The sequence below is a fragment of the Cellulomonas sp. HD19AZ1 genome (assembly GCF_004535805.1).
GTDB lineage: Bacteria > Actinomycetota > Actinomycetes > Actinomycetales > Cellulomonadaceae > Cellulomonas > Cellulomonas iranensis.
The window spans coordinates 114,215-127,623 of record NZ_SPHX01000002.1; the positions used below are offsets into that span (position 1 = coordinate 114,215).

General features: G+C 77.1%; 9 protein-coding genes. 2 read left to right on the top strand and 7 right to left on the bottom strand.

The annotated features are described in order from the left end of the window. Nucleotides 1-22 precede the first annotated feature (22 nt). The 6 genes from rny to E4A51_RS04110 all read right to left on the bottom strand — a co-directional run bounded on the left by rny (nt 23) and on the right by E4A51_RS04110 (nt 6,817). Nucleotides 23-1,555, bottom strand: a complete 1,533-nt coding sequence (gene rny, locus E4A51_RS04085) for a ribonuclease Y (protein ID WP_134850951.1) — start codon at nt 1,553-1,555, stop codon at nt 23-25. Nucleotides 1,556-1,708: 153 nt separating this feature from the next. Continuing rightward, entirely contained in the window at nt 1,709-2,305 is a 597-nt protein-coding gene (locus E4A51_RS04090; protein WP_070319361.1) for a regulatory protein RecX, read from the bottom strand. Between the two features lie 2 nt (nt 2,306-2,307). Then, on the bottom strand, nt 2,308-3,345 hold the full coding sequence (recA, locus tag E4A51_RS04095; protein ID WP_046528147.1) for a recombinase RecA: 1,038 nt from the start codon (nt 3,343-3,345) through the stop codon (nt 2,308-2,310). Nucleotides 3,346-3,600: 255 nt separating this feature from the next. Further along, nucleotides 3,601-4,377, bottom strand: a complete 777-nt coding sequence (locus E4A51_RS04100) for an MBL fold metallo-hydrolase (protein WP_134850952.1) — start codon at nt 4,375-4,377, stop codon at nt 3,601-3,603. Then, nucleotides 4,374-6,569, bottom strand: coding sequence for a phage holin family protein (locus E4A51_RS04105; RefSeq protein ID WP_240696372.1), 2,196 nt, complete (start codon nt 6,567-6,569; stop codon nt 4,374-4,376). Before E4A51_RS04105 ends, E4A51_RS04100 begins: the two co-directional genes overlap by 4 nt. Nucleotides 6,570-6,574: 5 nt before the next feature. Further along, on the bottom strand, nt 6,575-6,817 hold the full coding sequence (locus E4A51_RS04110; protein ID WP_046530458.1) for a DUF3046 domain-containing protein: 243 nt from the start codon (nt 6,815-6,817) through the stop codon (nt 6,575-6,577). A gap of 63 nt (nt 6,818-6,880) precedes the next feature. On the opposite strand from E4A51_RS04110, the gene E4A51_RS04115 reads away from it, so the two are divergent. Both E4A51_RS04115 and E4A51_RS04120 read left to right on the top strand, forming a co-directional pair. Next, nucleotides 6,881-11,962 (top strand): DEAD/DEAH box helicase, encoded by a 5,082-nt coding sequence (locus E4A51_RS04115; protein WP_134850953.1) that lies wholly within the window; start codon nt 6,881-6,883, stop codon nt 11,960-11,962. A 27-nt stretch (nt 11,963-11,989) separates the two neighbouring features. Further along, a complete protein-coding gene (locus tag E4A51_RS04120) occupies nt 11,990-12,811 on the top strand; it encodes a DNA-formamidopyrimidine glycosylase family protein (RefSeq protein ID WP_134850954.1) in 822 nt (273 codons plus the stop codon). Between the two features lie 82 nt (nt 12,812-12,893). On the opposite strand, the gene E4A51_RS04125 is transcribed toward E4A51_RS04120, so the two are convergent. Then, complete coding sequence (locus E4A51_RS04125; protein ID WP_046528143.1) at nt 12,894-13,232, bottom strand: helix-turn-helix domain-containing protein; 339 nt, start codon at nt 13,230-13,232, stop codon at nt 12,894-12,896. Nucleotides 13,233-13,409 lie beyond the last annotated feature (177 nt).

A 13,409-nucleotide genomic window follows, 5' to 3' on the forward strand; every position in this document is an offset into this window, starting at 1 on the left:
GCACGAGGGGGCGCGCGTCGCGTCAGCCCGCGGTCGCGCTCGCGCGCAGCTCCCGGACCACGGTCACGCGGATCTCCCCCGGGTACGTCAGGTCAGCCTCGATGTGCTGCGCGATCGCACGCGCGAGGTGCGGCAGCGCCCGGTCGTCGACCTCCTCGGGCTCGACGACGACGCGCACCTCCCGGCCGGCGGCCATCGCGAGCGCGCGACGCACCCCCTGGTGCTCGGTGACGAGCGCCTCGAGCTCGACCATCCGCTCGACGTACTGGTCGACGTCCTGCCGCCGCGCACCGGTCCGCGCGGCCGAGACGGCGTCGGCCGCCTGCACGAGGACCGCCTCGACGGTCGCGGGCGGCACCTCGTCGTGGTGCGCGGCGATCGCGTTGACGACGGCTTCGCTCTCGCCGTGCCGGCGCGCGAGGTCCGCGCCGACGGCGGCGTGGGTGCCCGGCACCTCGGCGGTGAGGGCCTTGCCGAGGTCGTGCAGGAACGCGCCGCGCCGCGCCACCTCGACGTCGGCGCCGATCTCGGCGGCCGTGGCGGCGGCGACCTGGGCGCACTCCACGAGGTGCTCGAGGACGTTCTGGCCGTACGACGACCGCAGGCGCAGCCGTCCCATGGTGCGGACGAGCTCGGGGTGCAGACCCGTCACGCCGGCGCGCTCGGCGGCGTCGTGACCCGCCGCGTCGTGCCGCTCCTGCGCGCCCGCCTGGGCGTCGGCGTACGCGGCCTCGATGCGCTGCGGGTGGATCCGGCCGTCGGCCATGAGCGCCTCGAGAGCGACCTGGGCGAGCTCGCGGCGCTCGGCGTCGAAGCACGACAGCACCACGCTGCCGGGCGTCTCGTCGACGAGGACGTTGACGCCCGTGAGTGCCTCGAAGTGCCGGATGTTGCGCCCTTCCTTGCCGATGATCCGGCCCTTCATCTCGTCGGACGGCAGCGGCAGCACGGTCAGCGCGTGCTGCGCGCTGCTCGGCACGGCGAGACGCTGCACGGCGGTCGCGACGATCCGGCGGGCGCGGGCGTCGGCGGTGCGACGCGCCTGCGCCTCGGCGCGACGCACGCGGGCGGCGGCGTCGTTGGCGGCCTGGTCGGCGATGCGGCGCGTGAGCTCCGCGAGCGCCTCGTCCTGCGTGAGTCCGCTGACCGACTCGAGCTCGGCGCGCGCCTGCGCGCGGGCGTCGGCGAGGCGTTCGTTGGCGGAGCGGTCGGCGTCGGCGAGCGTGCGGGCGGCGACGTGCTCGGCACGGTCGAGCGCGCGGGCCGCGCTGCGCTCGGCGGCGGCGACGGCCTCCGCCTCGGCGCGGGTGCGGCGCTCGAGCTCGGCGATCTCGGCGCGCTGCGCGGCGACCTCCTGCTCGCGCTCGACGACGCGCCGTTCGCGCCGTTCGGCGTCGGCGAGCATCGCGCGCGCGTCCTCGCGGATGCGCTCGACGTCCTGCGAGGCCCGGCGTCGCTGCAGGTCGGCCTCGCGGCGCGCGACCAGGACGAGCAGGAGCGCGACGAGGCACGCACCGAGCAGCCCGACGACCGTCGCGATCGTGCTCTGGTCCACGTGGTCCTCCCGACGTCGGGAGCCGCGGCAGCACCCGTGACGTTCATTGTGCCGGGCGACGGGCCCGCCGATGACCAGGTGGCGGCGCGGCGGCGCCACGGTGGGGCGTGGTGCGGGGCACGACGCGCGACCCTGCGGACCCGAAGAGCGTGGCTACAGCGTGCCGTCGTCCGGGGCGTCCTCGTCGTCGACGCCCTCGGCCGCGAGCTCCTCGCGCACGAGTCTGGACACGAGCCCACCGGGGTAGCCCTTGCGCGCGAGCGCTCCGTAGACGCGCCGTACGCGCACGTCGCGCTCGAGCGCCGCGGTGGTGCGCAGGCGGCGCCGCACGAGCTCGCGCGCGGCGTGCTCCTCGTCCTCGTCGTCGACGCCCTCGAGCGCGACGGCGGCGGTCTCGTCGTCGATGCCCTTGCGGCGCAGCTCGACGGCCAGCGCGCGCCGCGACAGCCCGCGTTCGGCGTGGCGTGAACGCACGAGCATGTGCGCGTACTCCTGGTCGTCGATCAGCCCGACCTCGGTGAAGCGGTCGAGCACGCGCGTCGCGACGTCCTCCGGGACGTCGCGGCGCGCGAGCGCGTCGGCGAGCTGGGCGCGTGACTGCGCCGCCCCGGTGAGCCGGCGCAGCACGATCGCGCGCGCCACCGACTCGGGGTCGGGCTCGTCGTCCTGCGCGGCCGCGCCGACCTCGGGCGGCTCGACGGCCGGCCGGCCGCGGCGACGTGCCGCGGGCCGGCCGGTGAGGTCTCCCACGATCAGAAGTCGACCGGGACCGGGGCGTCGGCGGGCGCGTCGACCACGGCGCCGATGCCGAGCTTCTCCTTGATCTTCTTGTCGAGCTCGTTGGCCAGGTCGGGGTTGTCGCGCAGGAACTTGCGCGCGTTCTCCTTGCCCTGGCCCAGCTGGTCGCCCTCGTAGGTGAACCAGGCACCCGACTTGCGGATGAAGCCGTGCTCGACGCCGAGGTCGATGAGCGACCCCTCGCGCGAGATCCCGACGCCGTAGAGGATGTCGAACTCGGCCTGCTTGAAGGGCGGGGCCATCTTGTTCTTGACGACCTTGACGCGCGTGCGGTTGCCGACCGCGTCGGTGCCCTCCTTCAGGGTCTCGATGCGACGGATGTCCATGCGGACCGAGGCGTAGAACTTGAGCGCCTTGCCACCGGTCGTCGTCTCGGGGCTGCCGAAGAAGACGCCGATCTTCTCGCGCAGCTGGTTGATGAAGATCGCGGTGGTGCCCGACGCGTTGAGCGCACCGGTGATCTTGCGCAGGGCCTGCGACATGAGGCGCGCCTGGAGGCCGACGTGCGAGTCGCCCATCTCGCCCTCGATCTCGGCCTTGGGCACGAGCGCGGCGACCGAGTCGATGACGATGATGTCGATGGCGCCGGACCGGATCAGCGTGTCCATGATCTCGAGCGCCTGCTCGCCGTTGTCGGGCTGCGCGACCAGCAGCGCGTCGGTGTCGACGCCCAGCTTCTTGGCGTACTCGGGGTCGAGCGCGTGCTCGGCGTCGATGAACGCCGCGATGCCGCCGGCCTTCTGCGCGTTGGCGACGGCGTGCAGCGCGACCGTCGTCTTGCCGGAGGACTCGGGGCCGTAGACCTCGATGATGCGCCCGCGGGGCAGACCACCGATGCCGAGCGCGACGTCCAGCGCGATCGACCCCGTGGGGATGACCTCGACGGGGGCGCGGCCGTCGTCGCCGAGGCGCATGACCGACCCCTTGCCGAACTGGCGGTCGATCTGGCTGAGTGCGGCCTCGAGGGCCTTCGCGCGGTCAGGTGCGGCCATGGTGCTACCTCGTCGTCTCGTGCAGCGTCGCGCTGCTCCTGCGGGAACTGGTCTCGTCCTGCGTGACGCTATGCCCGACCACCGACATCCCGGCCGGACCGCCGCACGCCCGCGTCCGGCGCTGCCGGGGGGCGGGGCTGTGGTCGGTTCGACCGTGTCACCGCACCCCACGCTACCCGAACACGTGTTCGATGCGCGCACGCGCGGCGGCGTGTCGCGCCGCGCACCCGCACCCGCGCCGGCGGCGACCCGCCGTCACGGCGCCGCGCGGACCTCGGTGACGTCGCCCGGCTCGAGCACCCGCACCTCCACGTCCGGCGCGACGCGGCGCGCGGCGGCCTCGAACGCGCGCCCCGCACGGTCCATCCACCCCGGCGGCAGCCGCCGCGACGCGGGCGCGTGCAACGTGCCCCAGTGCACCGGGACGGCGACGCGCGCGCCGACCGACGCGCACACGCGCGCGGCCTCGAGCGGGTCGAGGTGCCCGCCGGACAGCCGCGGCCCCCACCCGCCGACCGGCACGAGCGCGACGTCGACCGGCGCACCGGCCAGCTCCGGGACCCGCGCGAGCCCCGGGAACGGGCCGGTGTCCCCCGCGAACCACACCGTCGTCCCGTCGCCGCGGACGACGAACCCCGTCGCCGCGTTCGGGCGGTGCGGCATCGGCCGGTGCCCGTGCTCCGCGGGGACCGTCCGCACCCGCACGTCCGTGCCCGGCGACGGCCACCACTCGTCGTCGGCGAGCCCGACGCCGTGCAGGCCGTGCGCCGCGAGCCAGTGCGCACTCGTCGGCGCGGCGAGCACGGGCACCGGGCCGAGCAACCGCAACGAGCCGAGCTCGGCGTGGTCGTGGTGCAGGTGCGACACGAGCGCGACGTCCGCGCCGCGCCAGTCCGACGTCCGCGGGGCGCGACCGCCGCGGCGGCGCAGCACACCGGCGTGCCGCCGCAGCAGCGGGTCGGTCACGACCCGCACCCCGGCCACGTCGAGCACGGTCGTCGCGTGACCGAGCCAGCGGACCCGCACGCTCACGACGCACCCTCCCCTGGCTGCCTGGTCGTGCGCGCGAGCGGCGCGGCGCGCACCCCCCGCTCGACGAGCCAGTCCACGAGCTGCGCGTGCACCGCGTCCGGGCCCACGAGCACGCGGCGGCCGTCGACGTCCTCGCAGCGCGCGTCGTCCACCGCGAGGTCCGCCGGGTGCAGCAGGAACGCGAGGTTCTGCGGACCGCCCAGTCCGCCGTGCGAGCCCACCTGCCCCTCGAACGCGTGCACCTGGTCGCGCGGGCCGACCGCCGACACGAGCAGCAGGTCGCCCGTGTGCGGCAGGCGCGCGGCGCGCGCGAGGTCGGCGCGGGCACGCGAGGGGTACGCCGCGAGCGGGTCGTCCCCCTCGACCACGTCCCCCTCGACCTCGAGCAGCCGCAGACCCGAGCGCCCGACCGCCACGAGCCCGCGCGTGCGCGAGTCGACCACGACCACGCCCACCGCGGGACGCGCCGCGAGCCCCGGCACGAGCCCGGGCCAGCGCTCGTGCACGTCCTCGAGCGTCAGTCGCCCGGGCGCGTCCGGGAACCACACGAGGCCCAGGTTGCCCGACCCGACCACCACGACGTCCGGCACGTCGGAGCCGGCCCCGCGTGCGGCGCGACCGTGCTCGCGCACGCGCGGCACGCCCTCGTCGCGGCGCACCCGCCCGCGGCGTCGGTCCGCCCCGGCGTCCGGGCCCAGCACGACGGGGTCCCCGGGGCGTCCCAGCACGCTCGTGAGCAGGGAGTTCAACGGCCCCCAGTCCTCGCCGTCCGCGCTCTCGACACCCTCGACGCGCTCGACCCCGCCCTCGGCAGCCGGCTCGGCCATGAGGGCGCGCACGGTGTCCAGCAGCGAGCGGCCCTCGACCTGCTCGAACGTCGCCCCGAGCGTCTGACCGTGGTCCGAGAGCACCACGAGGTCGTACTCGCGCGGCGCGACGCGCGCGACCTGCTCGAGGATCCGCAGCACCTGGTCGAGACCCTCCAGCGAGCGCAGCGACTCGGGCCGCGTCGGTCCCGCGTGGTGCGCGACCTCGTCGTAGTCCACGAGGTCGACGAACACGGTCGGCACGCCCCGCACGAGCGCGTCCGCGACCAGCGAGGTCGCGAGGTCGCGCAGCAGCACGTTGGTCACGGCGCGCAGCAGCACGTACCACCCGCCGCGGGGCACGCGCGGACGCACGTCGTGCACGGTCTGGCGGCGCGCCTGGTAGAGCTCCTTGACGACCTCGCCGACCGTGACGGTGACGGCGCGCGCGAGCACGAACGGCCGGGCGAAGAACCGCACGTAGCCCGGCCCCGGGCCCAGGCCGTGCCGGCGCCCCCGGCTCATCACGAGGTAGGACGCCGCGGCGTCGCCCGAGAACATCGTCGCGACCGCCGTGCCGCCGCCGGCCAGCAGGCCCGCGCCGTCGGACAGCCGCTCCTCGACGACGGCCGCGTCGTCGGGGTGGTTGGTGACGACGAGCCGGCCCAGACCGCGGTCCCACCAGCGGAACGCGGGGATCTGGTCGGCCGCGCCGTGCAGCAGACCGGCCTGCGCGGCGGGCGTCGTCGACGGCACGGTCGCCCACCAGGTCGCGAGGCGGTGCGTGCCCTCCTCGACCCACCGCTGCATCGTGGGGACGAGCCCGGCCTCGACGGCCTGGTCGAGCACCGGCGCGCTCACGCCGTCGAGCTGCACCACGAGCATGCCGCGCGGCCGGTCCCCCGCGTCGTGGTCGCGCGCGCCCGCGGACCGCTGCGCGCGCCGCACGACGTCCGCGACCACGTACTCGTTGTCGCTCGACCCCCAGAGCCAGCGCCCGGCCGCCATCACCACCGACGTGAGCACGAGCACCCACAGCACCGCCCAGCCCGACGTGACCTCGACGCCCGACGCGACGCTCAGCGCCGCCCACAGCACGAGCACCTGCGCCGCGAGCCCCGCCACGAGCGCCCCGCCCGCGCCCGCGACCGACGCGAGCAGCCGCAGGGGCGCGCGCAGCACGAGGTCCCCCACGCCGACCGCGAGCGCCGCCAGCAGCACGCCCCACGGGGTCGTCGCGCCCACGCCGTCGACCACGGTGATGGCCACGCCCAGCCCGAGCGCGGTGACGACGAGCGAGAACAGCGCGTCGCCCACATCCACCGCGCGCGGCAGCAGCCGCCGGCGGCGGTCGTCCCCCACGGACGGGCGCGGGTCGGGGGTCACGGTCCTCAGCGGTCCGCGCGGCGCGGCGGCGCCTGCCGGTGCGGGTCGCTCCCCCAGCGTCGGGCGTCCGGGATGCCGAGCTCGTCGCACAGCGCGTGCCACACGGCGCGAGGGTCCTCGCCGTCCGCGAGCGCGACGGCGCCCGTGCGGCCGCCGAGCTCGCCGAGCACGAGCTCGTCGAGCAGCAGCCGGCCCTGGACGGGGCCCAGCACGTCGTCCACCAGGTCGGTCAGCTCGCGGTACCTCACGCCCCCAGCCTGCCACCGTCGCGCCGGGCCGCGCGTGTCGGTGCCGACCGACACAATGGCCCGGTGGTGCTCGACCGATTCTCGGAGCCGACCCGTGCGTGGTTCACGGGCGCGTTCGCCGCGCCCACGGCCGCGCAGGCGGGAGCGTGGGAGGCGGTGTCGGGCGGCGACCACGCGCTGGTCGTGGCCCCCACCGGGTCGGGCAAGACCCTCGCGGCGTTCCTGTGGGCGCTCGACGGCCTGCTGACGGGCGAGCCGCCCGCCGAGCCCGGTGCGCGGTGCCGCGTCGTGTACGTCTCGCCGCTCAAGGCGCTCGCGACCGACGTCGAGCGCAACCTGCGCTCGCCGCTCGTGGGGATCCGGCAGGCGGCGACCCGGCTCGGGCGCACGCTGCCCGACGTCACGGTGGGCATCCGCACCGGCGACACGCCGCCGAACGAGCGGCGCGCGTTCGCCACGTCACCCCCCGACGTGCTCATCACGACCCCCGAGTCGCTGTACCTGGTGCTCACGTCGGGCGCGCGGGCGGGACTCGCGGGGGTGCGCACCGTGATCGTCGACGAGATCCACGCGGTCGCGGGCACCAAGCGCGGCGCGCACCTGGCCGTGAGCCTCGAACGACTCGACGCGCTGCTCGAGCGCGAGGGCGGGCCGGGCCCCGTGCAGCGCGTCGGGCTGTCGGCCACCGTGCGGCCGGTCGACGCGGTCGCGGCGTTCCTCGGCGGCGCGCGACCGCGCGACGAGGGCGGTCGCGAGGTCGTCGTCGTGCAGCCGCCGTCGCAGAAGGTCATCGAGGTCGACGTCGTCGTGCCCGTGCCCGACCTGGGCGACCTCGCGTCCGCCGCACGTCCCGGTGCCGCGGGCACCGCCCCGGGGTCGATGAACCGCTACGGCGGCCCGGGGATCGACCCCGACCTCGCGGGGTTCGGCGCGCCCGCACCGGGGGCCGCGCCCGTGGCCGTCGACGACGGGCCGCCGCGCGCGTCGATCTGGCCGCACGTCGAGGAGCGCGTCGTCGACCTCGTCGCGGCGCACCGCTCGACCCTCGTGTTCACCAACTCGCGGCGGGGCGCCGAGCGGCTCACCGCGCGCATCAACGAGGTCTGGGCGGAGCGCCACGGCGCGGACGTGCCCGACCCCGGCGCCGCGCAGCCGGCCGCGGCACCCGGGCAGTCCGGCACGTCGGCGGGCGTCGACACGCGCGACGCCGCGACGATCGTCGCGCGCGCGCACCACGGCTCGATGAGCCGCGCCGAACGCACCCGCACCGAGTCCGAGCTCAAGGCGGGACGGCTGCCCGCGGTCGTCGCGACCAGCTCGCTCGAGCTCGGCATCGACATGGGCGCGCTCGACCTCGTCGTGCAGGTCGGCGCGCCGCCGTCGGTCGCGAGCGGCCTGCAGCGCGTCGGGCGCGCGGGCCACCAGGTCGGGGCCGTGTCCCGGGGCGTCGTGTTCCCGACGTACCGCGGCGAGCTCGTGCCGGCGGCGGTGACCGCGCAGCGCATGCGCACCGGCGAGCTCGAGGCGCTGGCCGTGCCGGCCAACCCGCTCGACGTCCTCGCGCAGCAGGTGGTCGCGATGGTCGCGGTGGACGACTGGCCGCTCGACGACCTCGCGCGCGTCGTGCGGCGCGCGGCGCCGTTCGCGACGCTCGGCGAGGCGACGCTGCGGGCCGTGCTCGACATGCTCGCGGGCCGCTACCCGTCGGAGGACTTCGCGGAGCTGCGCCCGCGCATCGTGTGGGACCGGGTCGCCGACGTGCTCTCGGGCCGCCCCGGCGCGTTGCGGCTCGCGGTGACGAGCGGCGGCACGATCCCCGACCGGGGCCTGTTCGGGGTGTTCCTCGCGGGCGGCGGCGAGACCAGCGACGTGCCGGCCGACGCCGAGCGCTCGGGCGGCCGCGTGCGCGGCGGCAAGCGGGTCGGCGAGCTCGACGAGGAGATGGTCTACGAGTCGCGCGTCGGCGACACGTTCACGCTGGGGTCGAGCACGTGGCGCATCGAGGACATCACGCCCGACCGCGTGCTCGTCACGCCCGCCCCCGGGATCCCGGGGCGCCTGCCGTTCTGGAAGGGCGACGCCCCGGGACGCCCCGCCGAGCTGGGGCGCGCGGTGGGCGGGTGGGTCCGCGAGGTCGCGGCGCTCGGCGACGACGCCGCGCGCGAGCGCGTCGAGGCGGCGGGGCTCGACGCGTGGGCGGCGGACAACCTGCTCGCCTACCTGCGCGAGCAGCAGGAGGCGACGGGGCAGGTCCCGAGCGACACCGTGGTCGTCGTCGAGCGCTTCCGTGACGAGCTGGGCGACTGGCGCGTCGTGCTGCACTCGCCGTACGGCGCACGTGTGCACGCGCCGTGGGCCCTCGTCCTCGCGGCGCGCCTGCGCGAGCGGTACGGCGTCGACGCGGCCGCCATGCACGCCGACGACGGCATCGTGCTGCGCCTGCCCGACGTGCTCGACGGTGCCGCGGACAGCGCGTGGGACGCCGACGGCGGCACCGATTCCGGGCCGCGCCTCACGCTCGACGACCTGCTGCTCGACCCCGACGAGGTGCTCGCGTCGGTGCGCGACGAGCTGGGCGCGTCGGCGATGTTCGCGGCGCGGTTCCGCGAGGCGGCCGGCCGTGCGCTGCTGCTGCCCCGACGGCGCCCCGACCGGCGCCAGCCCCTGTGGCAGCAGCGGCAGCGCGCCGCGCAGCTGCTCGAGGTCGCGGCGCGCTACCCCGACTTCCCGATCCTGCTCGAGGCGGTGCGCGAGTGCCTGCAGGACGACTTCGACACCGACGCGCTGATCGAGCTCATGCGGGACGTCGGCTCGGGGAGGGTGCGCGTCGTCGAGGTCACGACGACGCACCCGTCGCCGTTCGCGCAGTCGCTGCTCTTCGGCTACACCGCGCAGTTCCTGTACGAGGGCGACGCGCCGCTCGCGGAGCGACGCGCGGCCGCGCTCACGCTCGACCCGACCCTGCTGGCCGAGCTGCTGGGCTCGGGCGGCGAGTCCCAGCTCGCGGACCTGCTGGACCCCGAGGCCGTCGAGCGCACCGAGGCCGAGCTCGCGGGCACGGCGCCCGACCGGCAGGCGGGGACGCTCGAGCAGGTCGCCGACGTGCTGCGCCGCCACGGCCCGCTGCCCGTCGCCGACGTGCAGGCACGCACGCGCGCCGACGTGCGCGACCTCGTCCCCGACTGGCTCGACGAGCTCGCGGCGGCCCGCCGGGCGATCCGTGTGCGGCTCGGCGGCGTCGCGCCCGAGCGCGCCGAGCAGTGGGCGGCCGTCGAGGACGCCGGTCGGCTGCGCGACGCGCTGGGCGTCGCGCTGCCCGTCGGGGTGCCCGAGGTGTTCACCGAGGTCCTGCCCGACCCGCTCGCGGACCTGCTGCGCCGGCACGCGCGCACGCACGGCCCGTTCCCCGCGGCGCAGGCGTCCGCGCGGTTCGGGCTCGGCGTGGCCGTGGTCGGCGAGGTGCTGCGCCGCCTCGAGGTGTCCGGCGTGCTCGTGCAGGGGCGGCTGCGCCCCGACGTGCTGGGCGGCACCGGCGACGAGTTCTGCGACGCCGACGTGCTGCGCCGCCTGCGGCAGCGCTCGCTCGCGGCGCTGCGGTCCCAGGTCGAGCCGGTCGACCCGCGCGCGCTGGGCGTCTTCCTGCCGCGCTGGCAGGGCGTGCACGCGGTCGGGCGACGGCCCTCGGGCCTGCGCGGCGTGGACGCGGTGGCCCGCGCGGTCGAGCAGCTCGCGGGCTTCGCCGTGCCGGCGTCGGCGCTCGAGACGCACGTGCTGCCCGCGCGGGTGCCGGACTACTCCCCCGCGATGCTGGACGAGCTGACCTCGGCCGGTGAGGTGCTGTGGGCGGGCCACTCACCCCTCGCGGGCCACGACGGAATGGTGTCGCTGCACCCGGTCGCGGTCGCGGACCTCACGCTCGCCCCCGTGCCGGACCTCGACGCGACCGATGCGCCCGCGAGCGGCCCGGTGCACCGGGCCGTGCTCGCGGCGCTCGAGGGCGGCGGCGCGTGGTTCCTCGGTCCGCTCGTCGAGCGGGTCGCCGCCGTCCGGCTCGACGACGACCCCGCGCCGGGCACGACGGCCGTGCTCGAGGCCCTGTGGGACCTCGTGTGGGCGGGCCGGGTGACGAACGACGGCCTCGGCCCGCTGCGCGCGTGGCTCGCGGGCGGCCCGACCGCGCACCGCACGCAGGCCGCCCCCGCGCGCGGGCGCCCGCTGCGACCGCGACTCGGGCTGCGGGCCGGGGTCCGGCTGGGTGTGCCGACGGCACGTGACGACGGCGGGCGCGTCGGCGGCTCGACGTCCGGCGCGGGCGCCGGACGCTGGTCCCTGCTCCCGGCACGCGAGCCCGACCCGACCGTCCGGGCGCACGCGCTCGCGGCGCAGCTGCTGGACCGGCACGGCGTCCTCACGCGGGCGGTGGCCCCCGCCGAGGGCGTCTCCGGGCGGTTCGGCGACGTGTACCGCGTGCTCAGCGCGCTCGAGCAGTCCGGTCAGGTGCGCCGCGGGTACTTCGTCGAACGGCTCGGGGGGTCGCAGTTCGCGCTGCCGGGCGCCGTCGACCGGCTGCGGGCGGACGCCGAGGTGGTCGACCGCGCACGCGAGCGCGCGGCCGACCGGCTCGACACCGCTCCCCTGGGTCCGGGCCTGCCGTGGCAGGACGTGCCGCCGCCCGCGTGGGGGGCGCCCGCCGGGCCGGGTGCGTGGTCGCCCGGGGCGCCCGACGCCGACCGGCGGTCCGCCGACCAGCCCTGGGTCGTCGTCCTGGCCGCGACCGATCCGGCGAACCCGTACGGTGCGGCGCTCGCGTGGCCCGACGCCCCCGAGGGGCGCGACGGCTCGCGGCACCGACCGGGGCGCAAGGCCGGCGCCCTCGTCGTGCTCGTCGACGGCGGCCTCGCGCTGTACCTCGAACGGGGCGGGCGGACGCTGCTGACGTTCAGCGACGACCGCGTGACGCTCGACGCAGCGGCCGACGCGCTGGTGCACGCCGTGCGCGAGCGCCGCGCGGGCCGGCTCACCGTCGGGCGCATCGACGGCGCCGAGGTGCTCTCGGCGGACGTCCTCGCGACCCCGGCCGCGACCGCGCTGACCGGTGCCGGGTTCGTGACGACGCCGCGCGGGCTGCGGCTGCACGCGTCGTGAGGGCCGCCCGGGAGCCGGGGGCGACCGATGCCCGAGGGTGACGTGCTGCGCCGCGCCGCGGCGCACCTCGACCGTGCGCTCGCCGGGCAGCGGCTCGTGCGGGCCGACCTGCGCTGGCCGACGGCCGCGACGGTCGACCTGCGCGGGCGCACGGTGCTCGGCACGCGGCCCTACGGCAAGCACCTGCTGACCCGCTTCGACGACGGGCGCACGCTCCACACGCACCTGCGGATGGACGGGACGTGGCGGGTCGTGCCGTCGTCGGACCGCCGCGCGGCGGCCCGGGCACCGCAGGTGCGCGCGGTGCTCGCGGTCGAGCGGTGGACCGCCGTCGGGTACCAGCTCGGCATGCTCGACGTCGTGCCCACGTCGGCCGAGCCGACCCTGCTGGGGCACCTGGGGCCCGACGTCCTCGACGGCGACTTCGACGACACGCCCGGTGTGCCGTGGGCCGGGCCGCCCGTCCTCGACCTCCCCACGCCGGGGATCGACGAGGCGGTGCGGCGCTGGCACGCGCAGGGCGGCCGCCCCGTCGGCGAGGTGCTGCTGGACCAGCGGGTCGTCGCCGGGCTCGGCACGATCTTCATGGCCGAGTCGCTGTTCGCACGCGGCTGGTGGCCGTGGGCCCGCGCCGACGCGGTCGACGACGCGGCGGACGTGCTGCGTGCCGGTCGCGCGCTGCTGCGCGCGTCGGTCGCGACCGGCCGCCCGGACGCCGCGGTCTACGGGCGCGAGGGTCGCACGTGCCCGCGGTGCGGCGCGCGGGTCGCGCGCGACGACATCGGCGTGGCACCCACGCAGCGGCAGGTCTACTGGTGCCCGGGCTGCCAGGTGCGCGGGCGCGGCTGAGGCCGCGGGTCGACGACGGCAGGACGCACGACGGGCCGGGCACGCCGCTCCCGGCGTGCCCGGCCCTCGTGATGCCTGTGCGTCAGCCGACGGGCGTGAGCTCCGACCGCGGCATCGCCCACCCGGCGTCGCCGAGGTCGGACCCGGCGGCCAGGTCGGCGGGGACGGTGTCGGGGATGTGCAGACCCTCGGCCACCGCGACACGGTCGCTGACCTCGCGCAGCACGAGCGACAACGGCACGTCGAGCGCGTCGCAGATGCTGCTGAGCAGCTCGGACGACGCCTCCTTCTGCCCGCGCTCCACCTCGCTGAGGTAGCCGAGCGAGACACGGGCTGCCGAGGAGACCTCACGCAGGGTGCGGCCCTGGCGCTGGCGCGCGTCCCGCAGGACGTCACCGATCTCTCGTCGTAGGACGACCATCTGGGCTCCCCCCTTCACGTCACGTCCTCGGTCGACGGACGGTCCCGCGGGGTGCGCGGCCGTCCCACTCGCTGCACCCGGCCGCACGGCCGGGAGGCGACCACCGTACCGCGCACCGCCGACGCGTGCGCCTGACGGGCGGGTGGTGGTCCGGGTGGTGTTCACACCGTCCCCAAC